The organism is Brevundimonas diminuta (assembly GCF_050310045.1).
GTDB classification, from domain to species: Bacteria; Pseudomonadota; Alphaproteobacteria; order Caulobacterales; family Caulobacteraceae; genus Brevundimonas; species Brevundimonas diminuta_F.
The window spans coordinates 692,501-717,366 of the sequence record NZ_CP190005.1 but is presented as its reverse complement, the minus strand read 5'-3'; the positions used below and the strand labels follow the sequence as shown (position 1 = coordinate 717,366).

General features: G+C 60.4%; 21 protein-coding genes, 1 tRNA gene, 2 rRNA genes, 1 pseudogene and 1 riboswitch (1 of these 26 cut by a window edge). Of the genes and pseudogenes, 7 read left to right on the top strand and 18 right to left on the bottom strand.

The window, feature by feature from the left end:
* The first annotated feature begins 9 nt into the window (after positions 1 to 9).
* Positions 10 to 414 carry a winged helix-turn-helix transcriptional regulator gene (locus ACORJG_RS03440; protein ID WP_427791632.1) on the top strand — a complete coding sequence of 135 codons (405 nt, stop codon included), beginning with the start codon at positions 10 to 12 and terminating at the stop codon, positions 412 to 414.
* Between the two features lie 125 nt (positions 415 to 539).
* Here the strand turns inward: ACORJG_RS03440 and ACORJG_RS03435 are convergent, their stop codons facing one another.
* From ACORJG_RS03435 to ACORJG_RS03410, 6 genes are all read right to left on the bottom strand, one after another.
* Positions 540 to 851, bottom strand: a complete 312-nt coding sequence (locus tag ACORJG_RS03435) for a hypothetical protein (RefSeq protein ID WP_427791630.1) — start codon at positions 849 to 851, stop codon at positions 540 to 542.
* Positions 852 to 1,238: 387 nt separating this feature from the next.
* Complete coding sequence (locus ACORJG_RS03430) at positions 1,239 to 2,264, bottom strand: SMP-30/gluconolactonase/LRE family protein (RefSeq protein ID WP_427791628.1); 1,026 nt, start codon at positions 2,262 to 2,264, stop codon at positions 1,239 to 1,241.
* Between the two features lie 35 nt (positions 2,265 to 2,299).
* Positions 2,300 to 3,682, bottom strand: a complete 1,383-nt coding sequence (locus ACORJG_RS03425) for a tripartite tricarboxylate transporter permease (RefSeq protein ID WP_427791626.1) — start codon at positions 3,680 to 3,682, stop codon at positions 2,300 to 2,302.
* Positions 3,679 to 4,095 carry a hypothetical protein gene (locus ACORJG_RS03420; protein WP_427791624.1) on the bottom strand — a complete coding sequence of 139 codons (417 nt, stop codon included), beginning with the start codon at positions 4,093 to 4,095 and terminating at the stop codon, positions 3,679 to 3,681. Before ACORJG_RS03420 ends, ACORJG_RS03425 begins: the two co-directional genes overlap by 4 nt.
* Positions 4,085 to 4,960, bottom strand: a complete 876-nt coding sequence (locus tag ACORJG_RS03415; RefSeq protein WP_427791622.1) for a transporter — start codon at positions 4,958 to 4,960, stop codon at positions 4,085 to 4,087. Before ACORJG_RS03415 ends, ACORJG_RS03420 begins: the two co-directional genes overlap by 11 nt.
* 131 nt (positions 4,961 to 5,091) lie before the next feature.
* Positions 5,092 to 6,369 (bottom strand): hydroxymethylglutaryl-CoA reductase, degradative, encoded by a 1,278-nt coding sequence (locus ACORJG_RS03410; RefSeq protein ID WP_427791620.1) that lies wholly within the window; start codon positions 6,367 to 6,369, stop codon positions 5,092 to 5,094.
* Positions 6,370 to 6,584: 215 nt separating this feature from the next.
* Between ACORJG_RS03410 and ACORJG_RS03405 the strand changes: the two genes are divergently transcribed.
* Complete coding sequence (locus tag ACORJG_RS03405) at positions 6,585 to 7,910, top strand: PLP-dependent aminotransferase family protein (RefSeq protein ID WP_427791619.1); 1,326 nt, start codon at positions 6,585 to 6,587, stop codon at positions 7,908 to 7,910.
* A gap of 133 nt (positions 7,911 to 8,043) precedes the next feature.
* Here ACORJG_RS03405 and ACORJG_RS03400 read toward each other — a convergent pair whose 3' ends face one another.
* Positions 8,044 to 9,354 (bottom strand): sensor histidine kinase N-terminal domain-containing protein, encoded by a 1,311-nt coding sequence (locus ACORJG_RS03400; RefSeq protein WP_427791617.1) that lies wholly within the window; start codon positions 9,352 to 9,354, stop codon positions 8,044 to 8,046.
* Between the two features lie 35 nt (positions 9,355 to 9,389).
* On the bottom strand, positions 9,390 to 10,046 hold the full coding sequence (locus ACORJG_RS03395; RefSeq protein ID WP_427791615.1) for a response regulator: 657 nt from the start codon (positions 10,044 to 10,046) through the stop codon (positions 9,390 to 9,392).
* Between the two features lie 24 nt (positions 10,047 to 10,070).
* Here ACORJG_RS03395 and ACORJG_RS03390 point away from each other — a divergent pair, with 24 nt between their 5' ends.
* The 3 genes from ACORJG_RS03390 to ACORJG_RS03380 all read left to right on the top strand — a co-directional run bounded on the left by ACORJG_RS03390 (position 10,071) and on the right by ACORJG_RS03380 (position 16,341).
* Positions 10,071 to 11,168, top strand: a complete 1,098-nt coding sequence (locus ACORJG_RS03390; protein ID WP_427791613.1) for an ABC transporter substrate-binding protein — start codon at positions 10,071 to 10,073, stop codon at positions 11,166 to 11,168.
* A gap of 235 nt (positions 11,169 to 11,403) precedes the next feature.
* Positions 11,404 to 11,492, top strand: a riboswitch (glycine riboswitch).
* Positions 11,493 to 11,548: 56 nt separating this feature from the next.
* Complete coding sequence (locus ACORJG_RS03385) at positions 11,549 to 13,867, top strand: TonB-dependent receptor (protein ID WP_427791611.1); 2,319 nt, start codon at positions 11,549 to 11,551, stop codon at positions 13,865 to 13,867.
* A 53-nt stretch (positions 13,868 to 13,920) separates the two neighbouring features.
* A complete protein-coding gene (locus ACORJG_RS03380; protein ID WP_427791609.1) occupies positions 13,921 to 16,341 on the top strand; it encodes a prolyl oligopeptidase family serine peptidase in 2,421 nt (806 codons plus the stop codon).
* A 222-nt stretch (positions 16,342 to 16,563) separates the two neighbouring features.
* On the opposite strand, the pseudogene ACORJG_RS03375 reads toward ACORJG_RS03380, so the two are convergent.
* A pseudogene (locus ACORJG_RS03375) lies at positions 16,564 to 16,803 on the bottom strand (hypothetical protein); the annotation flags it as partial.
* Positions 16,804 to 17,125: 322 nt separating this feature from the next.
* Positions 17,126 to 17,290, bottom strand: a complete 165-nt coding sequence (locus ACORJG_RS03370) for a hypothetical protein (protein WP_427791607.1) — start codon at positions 17,288 to 17,290, stop codon at positions 17,126 to 17,128.
* Between the two features lie 81 nt (positions 17,291 to 17,371).
* Between ACORJG_RS03370 and ACORJG_RS03365 the strand changes: the two genes are divergently transcribed.
* Positions 17,372 to 18,561 (top strand): IS3 family transposase gene (locus tag ACORJG_RS03365; protein ID WP_427788494.1). Its coding sequence is split into 2 segments (ribosomal slippage): positions 17,372 to 17,624 and positions 17,624 to 18,561, totalling 1,191 coding nucleotides; the frame shifts between segments, so codons are not numbered across the junction.
* A gap of 15 nt (positions 18,562 to 18,576) precedes the next feature.
* Here ACORJG_RS03365 and ACORJG_RS03360 read toward each other — a convergent pair.
* The 5 genes from ACORJG_RS03360 to ACORJG_RS03340 all read right to left on the bottom strand — a co-directional run bounded on the left by ACORJG_RS03360 (position 18,577) and on the right by ACORJG_RS03340 (position 20,510).
* Positions 18,577 to 19,374 carry a recombinase family protein gene (locus ACORJG_RS03360; protein WP_427791605.1) on the bottom strand — a complete coding sequence of 266 codons (798 nt, stop codon included), beginning with the start codon at positions 19,372 to 19,374 and terminating at the stop codon, positions 18,577 to 18,579.
* Positions 19,371 to 19,577, bottom strand: coding sequence for a hypothetical protein (locus ACORJG_RS03355; RefSeq protein WP_427791604.1), 207 nt, complete (start codon positions 19,575 to 19,577; stop codon positions 19,371 to 19,373). The genes ACORJG_RS03360 and ACORJG_RS03355 overlap by 4 nt, the downstream gene beginning before the upstream one ends.
* Positions 19,574 to 19,825 carry a hypothetical protein gene (locus ACORJG_RS03350; protein WP_427791603.1) on the bottom strand — a complete coding sequence of 84 codons (252 nt, stop codon included), beginning with the start codon at positions 19,823 to 19,825 and terminating at the stop codon, positions 19,574 to 19,576. The genes ACORJG_RS03355 and ACORJG_RS03350 overlap by 4 nt, the downstream gene beginning before the upstream one ends.
* Before the next feature lie 11 nt (positions 19,826 to 19,836).
* A complete protein-coding gene (locus ACORJG_RS03345) occupies positions 19,837 to 20,010 on the bottom strand; it encodes a hypothetical protein (protein WP_427791601.1) in 174 nt (57 codons plus the stop codon).
* A 338-nt stretch (positions 20,011 to 20,348) separates the two neighbouring features.
* Positions 20,349 to 20,510 carry a hypothetical protein gene (locus tag ACORJG_RS03340; RefSeq protein ID WP_427791599.1) on the bottom strand — a complete coding sequence of 54 codons (162 nt, stop codon included), beginning with the start codon at positions 20,508 to 20,510 and terminating at the stop codon, positions 20,349 to 20,351.
* A gap of 241 nt (positions 20,511 to 20,751) precedes the next feature.
* On the opposite strand from ACORJG_RS03340, the gene ACORJG_RS03335 reads away from it, so the two are divergent.
* Positions 20,752 to 22,323: a recombinase family protein gene (locus ACORJG_RS03335; RefSeq protein ID WP_427791597.1), complete on the top strand. Its 1,572-nt coding sequence runs from the start codon at positions 20,752 to 20,754 to the stop codon at positions 22,321 to 22,323.
* A gap of 33 nt (positions 22,324 to 22,356) precedes the next feature.
* Here the strand turns inward: ACORJG_RS03335 and ACORJG_RS03330 are convergent.
* The 3 genes from ACORJG_RS03330 to ACORJG_RS03320 form a co-directional block, all read right to left on the bottom strand.
* Positions 22,357 to 22,433, bottom strand: a tRNA-Met gene (locus ACORJG_RS03330).
* A 57-nt stretch (positions 22,434 to 22,490) separates the two neighbouring features.
* Positions 22,491 to 22,605 (bottom strand): 5S ribosomal RNA (rrf, locus tag ACORJG_RS03325).
* A 75-nt stretch (positions 22,606 to 22,680) separates the two neighbouring features.
* Positions 22,681 to 24,866, bottom strand: a 23S ribosomal RNA gene (locus ACORJG_RS03320) (it continues 595 nt past the right edge of the window).

The following is a 24,866-nucleotide window of genomic DNA, read 5'->3' as shown; positions in this document are numbered from 1 at the left end:
ATGATACCCTTGGACGAGCAGATCAGCGCCGGCACGCTGCGCGAACCGGAGACCGACAGACACTTCCGGCCCATCCCGTCAAACGGGGTCTGCAGGCTGCTGAGTGACAAATGGACCGTGCCCGTTCTCTGGCGCCTTTCTCTCGCGGAGGATCATCGACTCCGCTTTTCGGCATTGAGAAAAGAAGTCGAAGAAATCACGCAGCGCATGCTGACGCTCACGCTGCGCAATCTCGAGCGCGACGGGTTTGTTATCCGTCACTACTTTCCTGAAGTGCCGCCCCGTGTGGAGTATGAGCTGACGGAGATCGGCCATGGAGCTTTGCGCGCCCTTGAGGGATTTAACTTCTGGGTCCACTACAATCTGAACGACATCAAAGCCCACCGACGCGCTTACGATCAGACGGAATCATAAATCCAGACATCCGAACCGAGCTGAGAAGCCGATACAGGTTGGAGGCGGGTTAGATCGCATCAACAAGCTCAACGTCCTGCAAACCCACATGGACCTGAAGTTCAGAACCGCAGGCGAACATTTCGTCAGGACGAAATGACCCGCCAGTCCTGAGAAAGCTCATCCTGGGCGCCGGGTATCGGCGTGCCGGTCGTCGGCACCATGAATGCTGGACGTCTGTATGCCGCAAATCGGTCTGCCTCCTCGGACGTCTTTTCATCCCGCCGGAAGGACCAGCGGATCGGAAGGAGCGCAGGATCATAGGTCTCCTTCAGTACTGACAGACGGCCATCACAAAACACGGCGCACAGCGACATCAGAACAAGCCGCTCTGCCGAATGAAGCGTGGCGACAATCAGCGCCGTCGAGGACGCGGTTGTTCTGGGCTTGCCGTGCACGGAGTACGGCGCAAGGGTCCACGCGGTGCTCCAGATGAGGAAAGACGCCTCCATCGAGGAACTGACGTCCTTCGTTCGCTCGCAACTGGCAGCCTAGAAATGCCCCGAGACCTGGGAAATCGTAGCCTCAGGCCTGCGCGATGAGGCGGGAAAGGTCCGTCGTGCTGCCCTTCGCGACCAACGCATCAACAAGATCCATCGCTGATGGCAGGCTGGGCTCATCTCGCGGCGGCAAGCGCAACCTAAGCTTGCGTTCCGCGGCGTAACGCCAACTGCCCACAACGGATCGCCATCCGTCGCGGGCAGTCTCACCTCAAATACAAGCCACAGGCCGTCACATCATCCGACCTCAAGGATCAAGGCCGGGAATTGAGACGCCATAGACGCTCAGCCGCCCTGATGCGAATACACCGGCGCCGCCCTGGCGAAAGCCGTGGTGCGGTAGATGGTTGAACCGCGTCCGCCATCAGCGTCATTGGTCAGGATGTAGAGTTCGTTGGTGCCGGGCTTGATGGCCATGCTGGTGGAACGAAGGTTGTGTCCCTCATCGCGGCCCGGCAGCAGTACCTGACCAATCGGAATGCCCATCGGGTTGAAAACCAGCACACGCCCCTGCCCGTATACAGCGACATAGACATTGCCGTCAGCGTCGACGCGCATGGAGTCAGGGGCCGGGCCGGTGAACTGGTAGACGATCTCTGTGCCGAAAGCGGCGACGGTCGTCGGGTTTTCCAGATTCACCCGATGCAGCAGACCGCGGCTGAATTCCGTCACCCACAGCACCTTGCCGTCAGGGCTCAGCGCCACGCCGTTCGCAACCGCCATATTAGGCAGGATCGCCGTCGTCTTGCCGTCGGGCGCCACGTAGTAAACGCCGCCTGTCGGTTCCGTCGACGTGCCGCGGAAGTCAGTGAAATAGTAGCCGCCGTTCCTGTCGAAGACGAGGTCGTCAACCAGATAGCCCGCGCTGCTGGGAACAACGGTCGTAGGCACGCCGCCGGCAGCCGGGATGGTGTAGATCGAGCCGGGCGTTCCCTTGAAATCGCCCAGACCTGCAACGAAAATCCGCCCGTCCTTGTGGATCGCCAGACCGGCCGAGCCTAGGGTGTTTTCCTCCAGCAGGGTGCGCAGACGCCCTTCGGCTGAAACGCTCATGACGCGCCCGCCGAACACTTCGACGAAAACCAGATCGCCTGCCCGGTTGAACACTGCGCCCTCAAGCTGCAGCCCCTTGTCGGACACCTTGAACCATTCTTCGGCGGTGGCGGTCTGGAGCCCCTGCTCTGAAACCGGAACGGGGACCGGGCTTTGAACACCCGCTGTCGGGTAGCGCAGCCCGCTTTGGGCGTGACCGGGCGAGGCGCCGAGCAGGGCCGCGGCGCAGGCGACGAAGGCGAAGGTTTTGACTGACATGGGTTTCCTCATTTTTTTATTGAATCGGGAGGGCGTCAGGCCGCCAAGGCCACAAGCGCGGGCACGCTGAGCACCGCGACGTAGTAGCCCATGAACTGGACGCCGGAGTTGAAGCCGAAGATGCGATTGAGCAGTCCGCCGACCAGTCCCATGGTCAGGATAACCAGCAGTCCCAGCAGGCCCCCTTCCCAGAGGCCGATCACCAGAACCAGGCCCACGAACGTGGCGATGATCGCCTCATGGCTGATGCGGCGCGACACGAACACGGCCGCCGCCCGCGCAAAATTCATCGCCAGCGGATAGGCGATCAATCCAGCCAGGGCGACCGCCAGCATGCCGTAACCCAGAAACTGAAGCGGACTCATCAGGGTATGCAGGTTGACGATTTCACCCCCTACGCCATCGACAAAAAAACGTGGCGGCGCATTGAACAGAGGCGCAGCAGGTCCGGCCGCCACAGGGCTGAGCGGCAGGCCGAAAGCGATCAGGGGTATGATGGCCTCCGCGATATAGGTGGATTCCGACACCCCGTTGCGGACGCTGAGAACCGTCGTCAGACGCTGATAGGGATGTCGTATGCGCGTGGCGACCGCCTCGCCCAGCATGACCGACATGGCGACCGGGCTGAAAACGAACGTCGCACTGGAAATGGCGCTCATCATCGCGACCCAGCGAACTTGAAGCGGTTCAAGCACCTTGAACGGGTTCGGGAAACGACCTGACCATTCCTTGAGATCCGCGGCGATGGACAGGTGACGCGGACCGTCACGACGCATCAGATCACGCTGTTTGGGCGCCATGACGGAAAACAGATCGGCGATCAGGGGGCCGATGGCGATCCCCAGAAAGAATGTGACGCTGAGATGCAGGCCGGCGTCGTTCGTCAGGGCCCTCAGTGCGACAACCAGCATTACAAAAGGCGCCAGCAACAATACCGACGCGAACCGGCCAGCTGAAAAATAGGAAATCAGCACGGCGGCCGCCAGGAACAGCCAGGGCGCAGCCTGCTCCACGCTCTGTCCTATCGGCGCCAGCAACAGGGCGAATCCGACAGACAGCGGCACAGCGATCGCCGCCGAAACAAGGCCCGCCGCCACCATCTTGCGCAAGGCGATATGTGGCGCTCCCAACCGACGCAACGTGGTCGCCTGATCCATCATCGGCACCGCCATGGTGTCGCCCGGTATTCCCAACAGCGCGGTCGGTATGGCGTGGGTCATGTGTTTGGCCACCGCCGACGCCAGCCAGAAGGTGAAAACCCCCACCGGCGGCACGCCCAACAGAACCACCAGCAGGGTTATGGGCGCGATGGTCGTCGTCTCGTCCGTGCCGGAAATCAGGCCGATGGCGGAGAACAACACGGCACCGATCAGACCCATGCCGGCAGCGACCAGAATGTCGTGAAGCAGGGGCGTCACTGGCCGCTTTCCCTTTGGTCGATCGGATCCTTCAGGCCCAGAGCCGCCAGTTCAGCCATCACGCCGGCGCTGGCCGGGCGATCACCCGGCCGCACCTCAGCCAACAGCAACGCCATCGCTTCGGCCTGACCGGAGTTGTCCGCGCCATCATCCGAAAGAACGCGCTTGGGCGGCAGAAGACGCGCGCACAGAGCGCCGCCTGTCAGACATCCGACCAGTCCGGCCAACATCGCCCACGCCTTGGCGATCGCCGAATCCGCAACCCATAGCTTCAGGAGCTCAACTGCGGCGAAATAGGTCGCCAGACTGATGACCGCACCCAATCCCACGGCGACCAGAAGGTGTCGCAGGCTGACGACATCGCCCCACACCTCCGCAAGGTCGTCCCCTGGAGCGCGGCGGTCAGAAGGCATAGACAACCCGCCCCATGAAACCGAAGTCCTGTCTGAAGCCGCCTTCCGACCTGAACTGATGGTTGATCTCGCCCAGCAGGTGCAGTTGCGGCGTTACCGCCTTACCGACTGCGATGCGTAGTTCGTCAAAGTCCGTGCGGCCGCCTGTATCCAGACCGTCCAGTTCCTGCCTGCCGCCGCGAAACGCCTGATAGCCGACAGACGTCGTCAGACCGCCGTCCCAGGCGTAGTTGGCGAAGGCTTGAAACTGGTATGATGCATCCTGGCTCAGCGTCTGGCTCGCCGCGCCGCTGTCGTCATTATCACCGTACAGGAACACATCGGCCGCCAGATCAAACGACCATCGCTCATCGATCTTGTGATTCAGCGAGACGCCGGGATTATAGACCATGCGATTACCGCTCATATTGACCGGACGGTGTCTGTCATAGCGACCGGTCGGCACGGTGACGTAAAGCGCCGCGGCCAGATTTGTCCTGTCGTTGCTGATCGGCCAGTAGGCGGCGCCCAGGATGGTGTCTCCCAAACCGCTGCCCTTCACCGGCGTGCTGCCCGCGATCGACAGGTCTTCGCTGGAGCCGAACAGTTGAACGACGCTGAGAAGCGCGCGTTTCCCGCCCAGATCGAAATAAGTCGCCGCCTTGGCCACGCCCGTCCAGGTCTCTAGCGACGCATCCTGCTTTGGTCCGCCCGCCGCCTGATATTGGTCGTGCCTGCCGTAATATCCGTAAAAGGCGACCAGCTTCGTTCCGGCAGGCGCCGCAACGTATTCATAAGGCTCGATTTCAGTCGCCTGAACCTGTCCGGCGAACGCGCCCAGACAGACCGCAGCGCACAATCCGAAAAAATATCTGTTCTTGTTCATTCTTTTCCTCCCCGTTTTGTTGTGGTTCGGGGGCCGTTTCCCCATGCCCTCGCGCAATCCGGGTGTTGCGCGGGCCTATTTCAGATCAGGTCGGGGGCGTCAGGCCCGGCGACGGGCGAAAACCGCGCATGTCACCGGCTCCGTAGTTCGGCCAGAACGCTTCGGGCCTCGTTGACATTGACGCTGCGCGCCTCAACCAGCCGCGCTGCGACCATGGCGATTTCATCGCCGACAGCGCCCGCGTCGATCGCGACATTGCTGGCGTGCAGAGCCATGTGTCCCTTCTGGATGCCGTCCGTCGCCAAGGCTTTCATGGCGCCGAAATTCTGGGCGAGGCCGACCGCAGCAATCAGTCGCGCCAGCCCCTCGGCCGTATCGCATCCCGCCACCGCGATAAGAGCCCGCGCCGTCGGATGCAGCTTGGTGGCCCCGCCGACCAGCCCCACCGCCATCGGCATCTCGATCATGCCGGACAGATGCCCTTCGGCCGTGACTTCCCAGCGCGAGAGGCTGCGGTAACGGCCATCGCGCGCCGCATAGGCATGGGCGCCTGCTTCGACCGCGCGAGTGTCATTGCCCGTGGCCAGAACCACGGCGGAGACGCCGTTCATGATGCCCTTGTTATGGGTCGCGGCGCGATAGGGGTCGGCGTCGGCGAAATGGAAGGCGGCGATCATGGCGTCACGGACCCCGGCGCCGCCGATCGCATCGACCGGCCAGACCGCCCTGGCCCGCGCCAGTCGTCGATCCGCCAGATTGGACAGGATGCGAAGCAGCGGACGCCCGCCCGTCCACTCGGCCAGACGCGGCGCAAGACGTTCCGCCATGGTGTTGACCGCGTTGGCGCCCATCGCATCGCGCGTGTCCACGATCAGATGCGTCACCACCATCCGGCCGCCGTCGGTGTCGAGAACACGCGCCTCGACGCTGCGGAAACCTCCGCCCAGCCGCACCAGCATGGGGTCGCAGTCATTGCAGATTTCTGCGATCTCTTCGCGCCGCTCCAGAATGGTCAGACGCGTGCGTTCGGGATCGGGCAGGTCCAGAAGCTGGATCTGGGCGATCATCTCCATCCCGGACATCGAGGTGGTGAAACCGCCCGCCTCGTAACACTGCCGCGCCGAGTTGCTGACTGCGGCGATAACCGAGGATTCCTCGGTCGCCATCGGCGCCAGCACATCCACGCCGTCGATCTTCAGATTGGCGGCTACGCCCACCGGGATGGCGATCGTTGTGACCATGTTTTCGATCATGTGGTCAGCAAGATCCGCGTCCAGATTACCCGGCGCGGCCAGTTGTTGACGATGCGAATCCTCAAGTCCTGCGAAGGCGGCGACGGCCTCAAGCCGCTCTGCAGGGGTCAGTTTATGAAAGCCGGAGATGCGCGAAACACGGGTCGTCTTGGTCAAGGCTGCACTCTTTCGTCCTGACGCTGGAGAAGCTTTGCAGGCCATAAACCGCTTTCCTCCATCGCCTCTTGTCGGGTCTGGACTGATCGTTAACGCCGATCCGAATGACAGGTCAGGGACAATTCCGGACAATTTTGCGATGACCATACCAGTCAGTTTTCTGGTACAGTTTGCCGATGTCAGCGCCCTCAAAGCTCTCCATACTCACCCGTTCCATGCTGTCGCGCATCGCATCGGGCGACCTCCAGCCGGGAGAGCGGCTGCCTTCCGTGCGCGACGCGGCGGTGCTGTTCGGGGTATCCAAGAACACCGCTGTCGAGGCGTATCTGCGACTGGTGGCCCAGGGCGTGCTGACGGCGAAACCCGGGTCTGGCTATTACGTCACCCGGTCAGGACAGCGCGGATCACAACCGCAAAATCAAAGCGTCAGCGCCGCGACCGATCGCGCCAGCCTGCTGACCGAACAACTGGAGCGACGCCTGAAGGTCCGCCCCGGCGACGGTCGTCTTCCGCCGGACTGGCTGGAGGAATCCGAACTGCGGCGATACCTGTCGACCTCACGTTTTCAGGATGTCGACGCCTATAACAGCGCCTGGGGCTTTCTGCCCCTGCGTCGTCGGCTGTGCGGCGCCCTGGCCGAGAGAGGCATCTCCTGCCAGCCGGACCAGATGCTGATGACGCACGGCGCGAACCACGCCATGGACCTTATCATCCGCCGCCATGTGTCGCCCGGCGACGCCGTGCTGGTGGATGACCCCGGCTATTATCCCCTGTTTGCGAAACTGACGCTGGCGGGCGCCCGGATCATCGGCGTGCCGCGACGCGAGGACGGCCCGGATGTCGAGGCCCTGGACGCGGCCGCCGGCGCAAGCGGCGCGCGATTGTTCTTCACCCAGTCCCTGGCGCACAATCCGACCGGGGGGTCGATCACGCCCGGCGCCGCCTATGGCGTGCTGAAGGTCGCCAACGCCCGCGACCTTATCGTCGTTGAAGATGATCCATTCGCAGACATCCTCCCCTACACCACGCCCCGACTTGCGGCGCTCGATCAGCTGGATCGCGTGATCTATCTGGGCACGTTTTCCAAGACTCTCGCAGCCAGTTTCCGTGTGGGATATGTCGCAGCCTCCCGTCAGCGCGCCGCAGAGATCAACGAACTGAAAGTCATCACCGCCGTGTCGACTTCAGGATATGATGAACGCCTGATCTTTGGCCTGATCGATCAGGGTCACTACCTTAAGCATCTGCGGCGGCTGCGCTCCCGCGTCAGCAAGGCCACGACCGGAACACTGTCGGCCCTGGCGCAGGCCGGTCACGTGATAAAGCGCCCCATCGGCGGAGGCTTCTATGTCTGGCTGAAACTGCCGATCGGGACGGATATGGCCGCACTGAATGCGTCTGCTGCCGACTCTGGCGTCTTCATCGCCCCGGGCGCCGCCTTCTCAGCCTCTCCCGATCCGGCGACAGCCAACGGAATGCGCATCAACGTGGCCTATGGCGCCGACCCTCAGTTCATCGAGTGGCTGCAAAAAGCCATTTGAACATACGCACTCGTCCCAATCCTCTCGCGATCGGCATAGATCAAGAGCGCAATTTCCATTTTCAGAAACAATTCCAACCTTCAAAGGCCCGTTCATTGCCAATAGGGCGTATAAAAATCCATGCAAACAGACTCTAAAGATAAAAAGAAACCCATAAACCTTTTTGATTAGGCCTGTTCTTGATCACAACGTCTATCCCATGTGAATCCGCAATAGATTTGACGATAGACAAGCCTAATCCAGACCCTCCGGAGCTTGCTCTCACCCCTCTTTGAAATCGATTAAAGATATCACCTATAAAATCGGCATCTACGCCGGGACCATTATCCCAGATATGGACCACACCACCACTTCCAGACCGCCCGACACGAACCACCGTCCGACCGCCTCCGTGAGATACAGCATTCCCTATGACGTTCAGGAACATCTCCACGGCAAGATCCAGATCAACTTTCACCACAATGTCTGGGTCGCTATATTTTTCTAATATATCTGCATCTGGATTTATGCGGATAAATTCCTGAACAGATCGCGACACAATCGAATTAAGACTTACGAACTCGCGCTCGCTTACGATTTCGCTTCTCGACAAAGAGATTAACTGAGCAAGAACTCTCTGCAGTCGCGATGCCGCTTCACGAGAGTCATTAATCAGAGCCAGGCGGCTCTCAGTCTTCTCGCCCTCGCCCATGAGGGACAAATTGGCGACAATAACAGCAAGCGGCGTTCTAAGCTGATGCGATGCATCAGATGAAAATCTGTCTGAAGAGGTGATTGCATTATGGAGATTTTTTAACAATCCATTCACGGAAAGAACGAATGGATCAAGCTCGCGGGGTATGCCCTCCAAGGGTATAATCGTAAAATCACGTCCTTTTGCATCAGACCTTTTGGTTACCTGCTCAGCAACGTTTTTAGCAGGATAAAGACTCCACTTGATTGCAGGTCGTATCAGCAAAACTGATGCAGACAGCAAAAATGTCGGAATTATAATCAGATTGAACAGAAGATTTTTGTAACTGGATCGCCTGGAATCAAGCGTCTGGGCGACAATGATGGTAATTGGGGCTTCCACCCCCGGCATGCGAAGTGCTTTTTCAGCTTCGCGAACCCTTATTCCCTTGATCGTGCCATAGCGGAAAGCCGGTGTTTCCGAGATTCCTCTCAACGACGGCTTGAGTTCATCATATCCCGTCAGCAGAACGCCGCCGTCATAGACGGCGTAATAGACCGCATCCCTGTCAGGACTATCCAGAAGCCCCAGAGCCCAGGGCTCGATCAAGGCATGAGGGCGGGATTCCGCCACTGAAACGCCCGCCTGTATCGCCATGAGGGAGCCGGCCAGTAAACGGTCCGAGGTTCGCTCGACCACCTGCCAGGCCGTCACGACGCTCCAGGCCAGCAAGGCTATGGCCAAGAGGATCAAAGGCGCGCCCTGGGCCACCAGAAGTCGCCCAGCGACGGACGGCCGACGCGCGCTCATAACTCCAGTCTGTACCCAAGCCCCCGAAGGGTTTTCAGCCTGGGCCCGTCCGGTTGAAGCTTTCTGCGCAACCGCCCGACATGAATATCCAGCGCATTGGATGAGGCGACATCATCGGCAAAGATTTCGGCCGCCAGCAGTTCGCGCTCCACAACCCGGCCCGCCCGTTCGATCAGGATCCTGAGAGCGGATAATTCCCGGGGGCGCAGGTCCAGGATGCGATCTCCGATTTTCACCACCCTTCGGGACCAGTCGCACTGAAGCGTTCCATAACGGACGATCTCATCGGACGTCGGACGGCGACGAACAACAGCCTTGATCCGCGCCATGAGTTCACCACAGTCAAACGGCTTCAGAACATAATCGTCGGCGCCCATCTCAAGACCGGCGATCCGATCTGTAACCTTGTCGCGCGCCGTCAGCAGAATAACAGGCAGCATATGGCCGCGACGCCGCAACTCGCCGAGAACGTCAAAACCATCGCGATCCGGAAGACCGATATCCAGCACCAGGGCGTCAAATCCCTCCTCCAGCAATGCGAGGCCCTCTTCACCGGAAGATACGCATACCGGAATTTGTCCCGCCGCCCGTAACATGGCGTCCAGGGAACGCCGCAGCAGCGCGTCATCCTCGACAACAAGCAGCCTCATCATGGATGATCCGGGGCGGACGACATTATGGGGAATAGGCCGATGAGACCGGAGGCAGTCAAGCCATGCCGACGTGGGGCCCTGGTCTTTCTGGCCGGCGCCGCCACGGCTGCCTGCTCGGCCTCCCGCCAGCCCCTGCGCACTGCGGCGGGCGTCATCAAGGCCGCCAAGCGTGAGGGACGCCTCACAGTCTATTCCAATACGTCCATGGAATCTCAGATAGCGAAGGGCTTTAAGGCGCTATTCCCGGAGATAGAACTCCGTTTCATTGATAGTTATTCCAACAAAATCCATGAAGATATTCTAGCCGAGGCGTCATCTTCGGCGCCACGCGCCGATCTTGTCTGGAGTTCTTCGATGGACAACCAGATCAAGCTTATCAATGACGGTTATGCGCAGACTTACAAGAGCCCTGAACGGGGCCGACTGCCTGAATGGGCCGTGTGGCGCAATCAGGGCTTCGGCCTGACCGCAGAGCCCATCGGCTTCGCCTATAACCGTCGCCTGCTGGCATTCGACGAAGTCCCGAAAAGTCATGCGCAGCTGTTGTCCGCCCTGCATGATAAGCCTGATGCGTGGCGGGGCCGGATCGCCCTTTACGATCCCCGTGACAGCGGCGTCGCCCTTCTGCATCTGTCGGCGGACATACAGGCCTATGCGGATACATGGCCCCTGATGGACGCCATAGGCGACAGCGATCCCCTGCTGGTCGTAAGCGGCCAACACACGCTGGACGCGATAGCGTCAGGCAAACGGCTGTTCGCCTACAATATGAATCTGGCCTACGCCGCCCGCTATGCGGCTGAACGCAACACCGACATCGGGGTGATCATTCCATCGGACTATAATCTGCTGATATCCCGCGTGGCCTTCATCCCGCGCACGGCTCCCCATTCAAACGCAGCACGGCTGTTTCTGGACTACCTGCTGTCCGCAACGGGCGCAGCCGCAATGGAAATGGATTATCTGCCCAGCGCCGCCGCCCTCAGCGGGAAAACAACCGCCACCACCCTTCCCGTCCGTGTAGGACCGGCCCTGCTCGCCAACCTCGATCAGGCCCGTCGCGCCCATCTGCTCAAGCGTTGGACCCAGGCCGTTCAGGGACGCCCGCGCCCCATGGCGTGACCAGAAAGCGACGCTTTCGCCCAAATGTGTTTTTTTATCATCCGCTCACCGCTTTTCTCAAATAGGGCCTGGATGTCCGCAACCTGTCATAAACCCGGCATCTTTCAGCCTTAAACCGGCGCCGCCGATTGCCTAGAGACATTTTTGATAAAATTTCTCGCTCTAGACTTTTATATTAGAATAATATTGCCTGTTTCCTTATTTTGACAGACCGATCAGAGCAAGTTTTTATCTCATCGCTCTTGCGGGAGAGATCGGAGTTCCCCGACGCCAACGACGCGACCCACCCAGGAACCGTTGAGGCAAAAGGACCGCAGGGCGCCCCAACACTGAAAGACAAGCAGCCAGACAGCCGCTTCGACGACAGAGCAAGCTTCCCGTTGAGCAACGGACGCAAAACTCTCGGGTTTTCAAGACTGTTGGGCATGAACGCCGGTGCAGGCCGGTCCAATCAGCAGCGTTTCCATCCGGAAGCGTATGACGGAGCTTTTTTCGTGATCAGTCGAGCTTTCACCCCTGCGGCCATGTGCACCAGCATATTCGCCCTCATGGCGGCCGCATCACCGACCCTGGCGCAGACATCCCGGTCAGAGCCGACAACGGTGGACGAGATCATTGTCACAGCCAGCAAGCGCGACACACGCCTGCGCGACTTCGCCGGCGGCATTGCGGCCCAGACAGGCGAACAGCTCGAGGCCGTCGGAGCCCAAAGCAATTCAGACTATCTCGGCCGTTTGCCGGGCGTTGTGTTCAACTCGGGCGTATCAGGCCAGTCGACAGCCGTCATCCGTGGCGTCGGGACCACCGGCGGCCTCGATCAGGGACAGGGACCTACGGGCTGGTACCTGAACGACGTACCCCTGACGGAACCCGGCTACGCGGTCGGGATCCCCGATATAGACACCTTCGACCTGCAGCGTGTCGAAGTGCTTCGCGGTCCTCAGGGAACGCTTTTCGGATCCTCTTCACTGGGCGGAGCGATCAACTACATCACCAAGCCGGCGGACGCCTCCGGCTTTGACGCCGCCGTCGAGGTCGGCGCCCGCTCGGTTCGCCACGCTGATGGCGACACCGGCTATTCGGCCAAGGGCATGGTGAATATCCCCCTGATCGAAGACAGGCTGGCGCTTCGCCTGGTCGGCAGCACGCGAATGGATCCCGGCTATCTCGACAACAGGGGCACCGACGAAAAAGGCAGCACTGACATCACGGTCAGCGGCCTGCGCGGCTCGCTCGCCTATGTGCTGGACGACACCACCCGTATGACCCTGACGGCGATGTATCAGAAGAACCATACGGATGACTCCCCGACCGCCCATGCCAATCAGGGCAAATATGCGAAGTTTTCGTTCTTCCCTACCGAGTCCGATTATGATGTTCGAATCATTTCCGGCCGATATGAAAAAGAACTGAGCTTCGGATCCATTACAGCCATACTGTCCAACAGCAAAAAGACACACGACCTTCATAGCGACGTGTCCTTAAGCAACGCCCTGAGAACGCATCTTCCGCAGGGAACCCCCATCCGGTCCAACGAAGTGATGGACGTCACCATGAATTCCGGCGAAGTGCGCTTCGCTTCAAACGCCGGCGACCGGTTCGACTATCTGATCGGCGCGATGTTCACCGTTACGGATATGGACACGCGCACCTTTACCAGCGCCCCCGGCGGCACTGAAGCGGCCAGAAAGGCGCAGCCCGGCGCCGAATATGACGACACGGACAACTTCTCACGGATATTTTCTCATCGCGAAGGAAAAGAATACGCCCTGTTCGGCGAGATGAATTTCCATTTTGCGCAGGATTGGACCGCGACTCTGGGGGGGCGGCTGTTCAGTTCGGAATACTCGGTAAAATTCGACCGATACGGCTACAGCTACACGCCCAGCCAACACCCTGATCCTTTCGAAGTCAGCGGAGATGGTTTCGTCCCGAAGTTTTCGCTGAAATACCGGCCATCCAGCGACTTCACAGCCTATGGCGTGATCTCCAAGGGTTTCCGCCTGGGCAATCCGAATACGATTTACCCCTGTGATTGCGACTTCAATACGCCAGCGGGGTGGTCGTCGGATACCCTGTGGAATTATGAACTCGGCATTCGCGCAGGCATGCTCGACAACCGCCTCCAGCTGGATTCATCACTCTTCTACATAGACTGGTCCGACATACAGGTGCGCCTGATGCGGCCGGACAACGCCACATACGGAACCAATGCCGGCAGCGCGCGCATCTATGGACTGGAAACCTCGATCAGCCTGTATCTGACGGATGACCTTTCCTGGCAGACCAACCTCACCCTGATGGATGCGAAGTTGACGCAAGACGTTCTGAATGCGTCTCCGGTCCTGAGGGACGGTTACAAACTACCGGGCGCCTCGGATGTTCAACTGGCCAACACCGTCACCTGGCGCCTGCCGGTTTCAGACTTCGAACCGACCTTTATCCTGCAGCACCGCTATCTGTCCGAAGCTCCGATGACGATCAGCGAGCAGACCAGCATGGTCGGCGGCTATCATCAAATCGATCTGCGACTGAACCTGAAACTGCAGAACATCGGGCTTTCTCTGTACGGCACAAATCTCACCAACGAGTATGCGGCCGCCTTCGGTTACGGAGTCAGCACTGTGCCTGAATACGGCCGCCAGGAGTTTCTGATCCGCCCCCGCACGATCGGTTTCAACCTGAACTGGTCCTACTGACCCAACAGAAGCCGTTGCCCCGAAAAGGGCAACGGCTTCCGGCTCTGGAAAATATGATGAAATCAGTCCTTGTCCCCGCGCTTGGCGGGGCCCTGTTGATCCTGCCTGCTCCCTCGACAGCTCAGGAAACAGGCTATCACAGCCCTGGTGAAACGATGGCGGCCTTTGCAGAAGCGCTTCCGACGCCTCAGCTTATCCCCTCGCCTGAAGCCACAGGTCCGACGCGGGCCCTGATCGCCCAGCCCTACGGGATTCGCGACATCAGCGAGTTGGCCGAGCCAGAACTGCGCCTGGGCGGTTTCCGGTTCAATCCGACCACCTACGCCAAGCTGAGAGAGCCCTGGGGGCTGACCTATTACCGCAGCCTCGCCCTTCAGGATTTTCCGAGCGGAACGCCCCGCCCCGTCACCGGCCTGCCCGCGACAGGCCGCATCACCAGCGTCGCCTGGGCTCCGGACGGCAAGCGCCTTCTGGCGACTGTCGCAGGAATGGACAGGGGAGAAGGCCACGGCTTGTGGTTCATCGACGCCGCGACCGCATCCGCTCATCGAGTTGACGGCGTCTTCGTCAACGGCGTGCTGAAACCCGCATGCGAATGGATATCCGACAGCGTCCGCGTCCTGTGCCGCACAGCGCCCGCCGGACGCGGCCCGGCCCCCGAGGGCAAGATCGCCGCCGTCCCCTCCATACAGGAGAGCGAGGGACCAGCCGCGCCTGGCCGCACCTATCAGGACCTGCTGACCAACCCTGCGGATGAAGCCCTGTTCGCCTACCACATGAGCACCCAGCAGGCCGTCATCACGCTTGACGGCGTGTCGACGCCCGTGGGCGCTCCTGCCATCGTTGACCTGGCGGAGGTGTCTCCGGACGGTCAATGGCTGTTGACCAGCGAGCGCATCCAGCCGTTTTCCTATCAATTCCCTCTGGAAAAATTTCCGCAGGTCATCGCCGTCACCCGGATCTCCGACGGCTATCGTCGTGTGATTGCGGAAAAGCCGCTGGAAAATCGCGTCCCTATATCCTTTGACGCCGTAGGCGCAGGTCCCCGCGCTCCGGCCTGGCGTTCCGACACTCCCGCAACCCTCTACTGGCTAAACGCTCTGGACGACGGCGATCCCGGTCAAACGGCGGAACAGCGCGACTCTTTGGTGAGCCTGGCCGCGCCCTTTAATGCAAAGGCCCAGACCAACCTGCGCGTGCGCGCCCGCATCACGGACGTCTATTGGGGCGACCGCGAAACGGCGCTGGTGGAAGAGACCTGGAACAAGACCCGAAGCCGCCGGATTTCCCGGTTTCACCCGAGCCGCCCCGGGGACACCCCCATCACGCTCTATGATGGGGCGAGTGACGACCGCTACAATGATCCGGGTCGGCCCATGATGGTCAAAAACCCGCAAGGCGCGCCTGTGCTGGATATCCGCGACAGGGCGGTTGTCTTCTCAGCAGCAGGCGGCACCCCCCAGGGCGACCGACCTGTCGTGTCCCTGCTTTCCCTGTCCGACGGCGCACGGCGGGAGCTGTGGAGATCCGGCCTAGATTACTATGAAGAACCGCATGCCGTTCTGGCTGACGGCCGCGTGCTGACCCGGAAAGAAAGCGCTGACACCCCCCCGAATTACGTGCTCAGCGACGGCGTGCGCGTGACAGCGTTCAACAGCCCCTATGGAGAGCGCCCCTTGGCGCAGCGACAACTGCTGCACTACCAAAGGGCGGACGGCATGCCCCTGACGGCGACGCTTTATCTCCCCCCGGATTACAAACCGGCCGACGGCCCCCTGCCCACCATTCTTCACGCCTATCCTGCAGAATTCACCAGCCGGGCGTCGGCAAGCCAGGTGAAAGGATCACCCAACCGCTATCCCGAATACGGCTTCTACGACCTGCCTCCTCTTCTGGCGCAGGCAGGCTTCGCCGTTCTATTCGGAGCCAGCCTCCCGGTCGTCGGCGAAGACGAGGCCGAACCCAATGACACCTTCGTAGAGCAGATCGTGGCCGGCGCTCAGGCGGCGATTGATGAAGGCGTGCGCCTGGGCGTCGTCGATCGCCAACGGGTGGGCGTCACAGGCCATTCGTACGGCGCCTTCATGACCGCCAATCTGCTGGCGCACTCTGATCTGTTCCAGGCAGGCGTGGCTCTCAGCGGCGCCTATAACCGCAGCCTCACGCCCTTCGGCTTTCAACGCGAAGAACGAACCTACTGGCAGAACCCGTCACTCTATCATGAGATGTCGCCCTTCTCTTATGCTGACCGCATCAAGGCGCCGCTTCTTCTGATCCACGGCGCAGCGGATGACAATCAGGGCACCTTTCCGATCCAGAGCGAGCGGTTCTATGCCGCGCTCAAGGGCAACGGCGTCACTTCCAGGCTCGTCTTCCTGCCCTATGAAGCTCACCGCTATGATGCAAGGCAGAGCACAGAAGAACTTCTCTGGCAGTGGACGGATTGGTTTGGACGACACCTCAGGAACGAATAATAACAACTAAACCCAGGAAATATAATAACTCTCATACCCAAGACGATTATAAAGCAATATCCACGACTGACCGGATTCTTAGCGCGAACGTTACCCCTCCCGCTAAGGATCCGGACAGCGCGATGCCTACTCCGTGACGATTAAATCGCCAGTTCCGTGTTGCCTTCCGCCTCTCGCCAATAGCACCAGGCAAACGGCATAGAGCAGCGCACCGCTTATTTAGGGCCACCCGCTCCACGTTTTGGCGGTTGCGGCATAGAGGGCGGTGAAGCCCAATGGGCCGATGATCGAAGGCAAGTTGGTCAAACTGGTCAATCGCCCCTGCATCGCCCCCTGCCCGCCGGCTTCGACGCGATTGGAGAGCATGGACTGGAGGGCGGGCATGGCGGAGCAGCCTGCGGCCAGCAGGGTAATGATGGGAAGGCCCATCCAAGTCTGCGTCGCCAAGGCCATGAGCACGAAGCGGTCCTTACCTGGCTGTCTGGTGCGCGACGTTACGATCCTCGCACGCGGATCCGCTTTCGGTGCAGACATCCAATAGCTTCGCATGTCCACCAAGAGCCAGTGGTGCTCGCTGGTCACTCATGCCGCCGACAGCCGCTCATCCTAAACACTACGCGCAGCGACATCAAAACGAGACGCTCTGAATGAAGCGGCAACAATCAGCGCCGTGTCTCAGATCAACCACAGACTCCCATTATTGCTGGATAAGAAATGGGGATCACCGCAGAAAACCCCGCAGCGCTTGGCTTGCGGGGTTTTGATATCAGGCCAGATGGAGATATTAGCGTTGCAATGAGGGCTGTGATGCCCAACCAAGCGCGTCCATCATCACTTTGAACAGATGGGTATTGGGAAAATAACCTCGCACTTGTTCGGCGCCGGCACCCACCGCCAAGGCGGGAACTTCTTCGGCCGTGTGTGTGCGGTTGACGAGGATGTTTTTCAAGCGAATGACCTTTCCTCTGACGTGACCCCCTGAATCTCCTCCAGGAATAGCTAGAGTCCGCCCTAACGAAGGACGGACAGAATGAAGCGATCAAGGTTCACAGAAGAGCAGATCATCGGGATTCTGCGGGAGCAGGAGGCCGGTGTGACGACGGCGGAGGTGTGTCGGCGTCACGGGGTCAGCTCGGCGACCTTTTACAAATGGAAGGCCAAGTTCGGCGGGCTCGACGTGTCGGAGGCTCGGCGGCTGAAGACGCTTGAAGACGAGAACGCCCGGCTCAAGCGGATGCTGGCGGACGCGATGCTGGACAACGTGGCCCTGAAGGACCTGCTGGGAAAAAAGTGGTGACGCCCGCCGGTTGGCGCGAGGCGGCTGGTCATCTGCAGGCCGCCTACGAGTTGAGCGAAAGGCGGGCGTGCCGTGCTCTGGGCGTCGATCGGACGAGCGTGCGCTATCAGGCGACGCGGCCGGACGACGGCGCCCTGCGCGACCGGTTGAAAGCCCTCGCCCAGGAGCGTCGCCGGTTCGGCTATCGCCGCCTGCACGTCCTGCTGCGGCGCGAGGGCCATGCGGTCAACAAGAAGCGGGTCCAGCGGATCTATCGCGAGGAACGGCTGACGGTGCGCCGGCGCGGCGGGCGGAAGCGAGCGATGGGCACGCGGCGACCGCTGGACCTGCCGCTGGTCGCCAATCAGCGCTGGTCGCTGGACTTCGTCGCCGACCAGATGACGGACGGGCGGCGCTTGCGCATCCTGACGGTGATCGACAACTGCACCCGCGAATGCCTGGCGCTGGTGGCCGATACCTCGCTGTCGGGCGCGCGAGTGGTGCGGGAGTTGGACGCCGTCATCCGGCAGCGGGGCCGACCGGACACCATCGTCAGCGACAACGGCACGGAATACACTTCGAACGCCGTCCTGGCCTGGGCCGACGACACCGGCGTCGGCTGGCACTACATCGCACCAGGCAAGCCCCAGCAGAACGGCTTCAACGAGAGCTTTAACGGGCGCCTGCGTGACGAGTTGCTGAACGAGACGCTGTTCCGCTCCCTGCCGCACGCCCGCGCGGTGCTGGAGGTTTGGCGGCGCGATTACAACGAGAGGCGACCGCACTCGAAACTCGGCTGGCTGACGCCGCAGGCCTACGCGCACACCCTTGCTGGAAACGTCGGGCGGTCTGCTGCGCTGGTTGAGGGCTGCGCAGGCCGCCCTATTGCCAACCCAGCCAACCTCTACTCAGATCAACCTCGGACTCTCGTTATGGCTGGATGAGAAACGGGGGTCACGTCACTGGGCCTTCTTCGTACCGGCGCGTCGGTTCCGTTTGATCTCCGTACGGCCCCAAACCGTCTCCCCTTTGTAGAGCCGATTGCTCAGGATGCCTGTACCCTTGTGTTTGTTGCCATACAGGACGCCAGGACGCCACGGCCGTCCGCCGGGTCCTGGAACACCCTCCTCCGTCAAGGCGCGGCAGATGCCTCTAACGCTCAACTCCGCAGCATAGTCACGGTACATGCGAAGGATCACACCCGCTTCCGTCTCCACGATTTCACGATGGCCGTTCTCTATCGACCCATCCGGGCGGATGACCGGAACCTTCCGATAGCCATATGGAAGCCGCCCGGATTGACGCCCCTTAAGGACGGTTCCTTCCACTCCACGGCGGGACTTCAAACTCATGTTCCTGGCGTATTCGGCGTTCTGAAAGGCGCTGAAAGTCGCCGCCATCTGCGTCACTTCGCCAGAACGAACGGTGTGGATACCGATATCCAAGGCTTCGAGCTCTTCGAGAACGGAATGAAGTCCCGAGGCCTGCCGCGTTATCCGGTCCAGATCTTCAGCGACGAGAAATTCGTACGTGCGGCGTTCGGCATCAGCCATAAGCGCCGCAAATCCCGGACGCCCCATGAAGGACTGGCCACTGCATTCAGGGTCGGAGTAAGACGCCACCCAGATTCCACCCTGTGCGCGCACATACTCTTCGCAAATCCTGAGTTGATCCTCGATCGACTCCTGGCGCTGATGAGTGGTGGAATATCGCGCATAGCCGACGCATCGCTTGTTCTTCAGGGATTGAAACGTCATGCCGCCACCTCGCCGTCAATGGCGGCATGACGCTCCATAAAGGCGCGTTCTCGCGCGAGCCTTTGCGCGTCCAATCGCGCCAGCGCCAAGACGATGGGGATCAACTCATCACAGGGTTCGCCTGTCTGCAATTCCGCCTCGTGGCGCTCGAGACGCTGCTGTCGTAACAGCTCTTCGAACGAATGGGAGACCTGACGTTTCATCGATTTCCCTCGCTGCTGGCCGCACCGTCAGCCGGACCGGTCACGTAGGTGACGAAGGTGTCGATCTTCCCAGTCGCCATACGTTCGAAGCAGATGCCGACGCCGTCAAAGCCGGCCGCCTCAAGCTGCGACCGCAGTTCGTTAATCTGCGACAGGGACGTGACCGTCGCCTGGAACCGTTTAACTACAGCAGCCAACACTTCGTCGTTCGCCGGCGAAGGTCGCCCCTGCCTGGTGCGGTGCCCCAAGAAACGGCCCCTCATTGCTGCGCCCCCGGCTGGACCCGACGCATGTGGAAGCGATCCGGATCATTGGGATCGACTTCCAGGATCATGTCGTAGACCACGCCGTCGCAAATCATCTGTGTGCGGACGCCGGCTTCTTGAGTGGGTTCTGCAGGCTGTTCGGCAGAGGGAGCGGGATCTTCGTTCATTTGTATTTCCATTAGTGGGCGCCGCCGTTGAGCCTCCGCGAGGGGACGACAGACGAATTGGATTTCAGGGCGCACGTCATCGGCTTCGCGCGGAAGCGCGAATGACGACGGACCGGATTGTTGGGGGTGGTCGGCCACTGAACGTGGCCGCGGATCAGTCGCCGACCGCGGGCGCAGCGCGTTGACGCGCCAGCCGCGCCAGGGCGCGGATCGTCGGCAGGAGGAGAGAGACAGCCGCCTCACAGGACGTCGTCGACGCGTCTTCGGCCCAGGGAGGGATCAGCGGCCGCGCCGGCCTACGGCGGTCCGGCCGCGGCGACAGGCGGATGACGGTGGCCTCACCCGGCATCAGCAAGCACCATCTGAATGCGATGGCTGGGCACGAGCGCCTCGACGATCGACGGATAGCCGTCCTCTTCGATGATGAGGTGGCCGACGAGGGCCCGTTCGCGACGCAACTGTTCGCCGACGGCGGACAAATCCGCAGCCTCCAGACGCATCCGTAGCGCCTCCCCGCCCATCAGGCGGACGGAATATTCTCTATGTTCCGGGGCATCGGCGCCAGCCAAGCCCCAATGGGCGACGCGTATAAGCACTCCACAGGGTTGAAAGTTCCCGCAGGGTGCGCTACGCAGCCAGCAATGTCAAACAATAAAAGCAATTCGCATTATCTGCCCATATAAGATGGCAAGATAGGCAGCGTCAACCTCTTTTTTTCGAAAACCTCAAACCGGATTTCCCTTGGTTCTTCCACCTAAGAAACGCGCCCTCTACGGCCGCCACTCCACCGACCTTCAAAACGCGCGGTCGACCGCCGATCAGATCGCGCTTCTGCGCGAGGCCTGCCGAACTGAGGGCGTCACAGACGTTCTCGTGTTCACGGACGAGGCCGTTTCCGGCAGCGCGATGGCCAATCGGTCAGGACTGCGCGCCCTCCTCGCTGCGGTGGAGCGCGGCGAAGTCAGCGATGTCATGGCCGAGGCGCTCGACCGGCTGTCGCGCGACCAGGAGGACATCGCCGGCATTTTCAAACGCTTCTCCTACGCCGGAGTCACGCTGAAGACCCTAGCTGAAGGCCCGATCGACAGAATTCACATCGGGCTGAAGGGCACGATGAATGAACTCTTCCTGCACGACCTGGCGGTGAAGACGCGTCGAGGCCTTGTCGCACGGGTGAACGCCGGCTTCTCTGGCGGCGGCCGCTGCTACGGCTATGACATCGTCGGCAAGGGCGAACTTCAGCCCAACCTCCATCAGGCCGGCGTGATCCATTCGATCTTCGCGCGTTATGCTGACAAGGAATCGCCTCGCGCCATCGCCCACAGCCTGAACGCGGCAGGCGAGCCCGGGCCGCGGGGCGGGACATGGACGCCGTCGACCATCCACGGCGACCGCCGCACCGGCGACGGCATCCTGCACCAGGAACTCTATATAGGCGTGCGGGTGTTCAATCGGCGTCGCTACCGCAAACACCCCGACACCGGACGCCGCTCATCGGTGCTGAATCCGCCGGAGGACTGGATCCGCCAGCCCGCTCCGGAATTGCGCATCATTGACGATGAACTCTGGGCGCGGGTGCAGAGCCGCAAAGCGGAGCTGTCCGCCCTGCCCGCCGCCCAAGGCCGCAAGCCGAAACGCCTTCTGTCCGGCCTGATGAAATGCAAGCAGTGCGGCTTCAGCATGCCCCTGAACGCCAGCAAGTATAACTGCAGCGGCCACCGCGAACGCGGGACCTGCTCCAACGGCAAGATCATCGCCGCCACGACGGTGGAGAAGCGCGTCCTCACCGGCATCAAGACCCACCTGCTGTCGCCGGAAGCCATCGCGGAGGCCGTCAGAGCCTTTCACGCCGCCGCGGACGCCGAGCGCCGGGCCCTTCAGGTTGAACGGGCGCCGCTGGAGCGCGAACTGGCGGAGATCGAGCGCAAACTGAAGCGCGCGCAAACCATGTGCCTGGAGGGTGCAATCGAAACCGAAGAACTGAAGACGATCAGCGCGCCGCTGAAGACCCTCCGCAGCGAGATCCAGGTCCGACTGGCAGCCGACGCCGCGCCATCGGTGATCCAGTTGCACCCCGGCGCCGCTGACGCTTATCGGCGGCTTGCCGAGAATCTGCGCCAGGCCATCGAGGACGAAGACGGCGAGGAGGTGCGCGCGGAACTGCGCAAGCTGATCCAGCGCGTGGACTTCATTCCGCTGGAGGGTCTGGGCAAGTTCGACCTGCGGGTGCACGGCAGCCTCGCCGTCCTGCTCGGCTTGGGGGCGCCCAGAAAGCAAAAAACCCCACGGCTGGAGGCCATGGGGTTTCTGTAGATCAGAGCCTCACGTCCGGGTGTGAGGTAATGCTGGGTGCGGGAGCAGGATTTGAACCTGCGACCTTCAGGTTATGAGCCTGACGAGCTACCGGGCTGCTCCATCCCGCGGCAAGGCGGTGCGTAAAGGAAGAAGGTTCGAGACTATCACTCATGTGTGTCGGGTAGACCCGGCGGCGACCTACTCTCCCGCGCCTTAAGACGAAGTACCATCGGCTCTGGAGGGCTTAACGACCGAGTTCGGAATGGGATCGGGTGGGGAACCTCCGACAGAGCCACCAGGTCAACCCGACACACACGAATGAGAAGATATTGTCTTTGATTTCGACAAGTAAAGTCGAATGAGTTTTGCTGAGAAACGATCAAGCCGATCGGATTATTAGTACCAGTAAGCTTCACACGTCACCGCGCTTCCACACCTGGCCTATCAACGTGGTAGTCTTCCACGATCCTCAGCGAAGCCTTGTTTTGAGGTTAGTTTCCCGCTTAGATGCTTTCAGCGGTTATCTATTCCATACTTAGCTACCCTGCTGCGCGGCTGGCGCCACGACAGGTCCACCAGAGGTATGTCCATCCCGGTCCTCTCGTACTAGGGACAGATCCTCTCAAGCTTCGAACACCCACGGCAGATAGGGACCAAACTGTCTCACGACGTTCTGAACCCAGCTCACGTACCACTTTAAACGGCGAACAGCCGTACCCTTGGGACCTGCTCCAGCCCCAGGATGTGATGAGCCGACATCGAGGTGCCAAACTTTGCCGTCGATATGGACTCTTGGGCAAAATCAGCCTGTTATCCCTAGAGTACCTTTTATCCGTTGAGCGATGGCCCTTCCACGCGGGACCACCGGATCACTATGGCCGACTTTCGTCTCTGCTCGACTTGTCAGTCTCGCAGTCAGGCTAGCTTATGCCATTGCACTCGACGACCGATTTCCGACCGGTCTGAGCTAACCATCGCGCGCCTCCGTTACACTTTGGGAGGCGACCGCCCCAGTCAAACTACCCACCACGCCATGTCCCGGGACCGGATAACGGCCCTCGGTTAGACGTCAACGACAGTAAGGGTGGTATTTCAAGGATGGCTCCACCAGAGCTGGCGCCCCGGTTTCATAGCCTCCCACCTATCCTACACATACGGTCGCTAACGCCAAGGCGAAGCTATAGTAAAGGTTCATAGGGTCTTTCCGTCTGACCGCGGGAACCCCGCATCTTCACGGGGAATTCAATTTCACTGAGCCTGTGCTGGAGACAGTGGGGAAGTCGTTACGCCATTCGTGCAGGTCGGAACTTACCCGACAAGGAATTTCGCTACCTTAGGACCGTTATAGTTACGGCCGCCGTTTACCTGGGCTTCAGTTCGGAGCTTTCACTCCTCCCTTTAACCTTCAGGCACCGGGCAGGCGTCAGACCCTATACGTCGCATTGATGCTTCGCAGAGCCCTATGTTTTTGCTAAACAGTCGCTACCCCCTGGCTTGTGCCACTCAGTCCTGGTTGCCCAGGGTGAGTCACGCTTATTCCGAAGTTACGCGTGCAATTTGCCGAGTTCCTTCAGCACAGTTCTCTCAAGCGCCTTGGTATACTCTACCTGACCACCTGTGTCGGTTTCGGGTACGGTCTCTGCTGGAGTTATTTCCAGGGACGACGCCACCGCCGGGAACAATCCAATAAGCCCCGACGACTTATGCCATCCGTCACATCCAGCTGGTGCAGGAATATTTACCTGCTTCCCATCGACTACGCTTTTCAGCCTCGCCTTAGGGGCCGACTAACCCTGCGCAGATTAGCTTTACGCAGGAACCCTTGGTCTTTCGGCGACAGTGTTTCTCACACTGTTTATCGTTACTCATGTCAGCATTCTCACTTCCGATACCTCCAGCCAACCTCACGGTTGACCTTCACAGGCTTACGGAACGCTCCGCTACCGCTTGCAGTAAACTGCAAACCCATATCTTCGGCGCATGGCTTTAGCCCCGTTACATTTTCCGCGCAGGATCGCTTGATCAGTGAGCTGTTACGCTTTCTTTAAAGGATGGCTGCTTCTAAGCCAACCTCCTGATTGTCAAAGCAATCCCACATCGTTTCCCACTTAGCCATGACTTGGGGGCCTTAGATGATGGTTAGGGTTGTTTCCCTTTTCACGACGGACGTTAGCACCCGCCGTGTGTCTGCCCGATAGTACTCCTGGGTATTCGGAGTTTGGTTAGTATTGGTACCGCTCGCGCAGCCCGCAACCATCCAGTGCTCTACCCCCCAGGGTATTCGTCGGACGCTCTACCTAAATAGATTTCGCGGAGAACCAGCTATGTCCAGGTTTGATTGGCCTTTCACCCCTATCCACAAGTCATCCCAGAATTTTTCAACATTCACGGGTTCGGACCTCCAGTAAGTGTTACCTTACCTTCATCCTGCTCATGGATAGATCACCTGGTTTCGGGTCGTCATACGTCGAACTTAGCGCCCTATTCAGACTCGCTTTCGCTGCGCCTACACCTAACGGCTTAAGCTTGCTCGACATATGAAGTCGCTGACCCATTATACA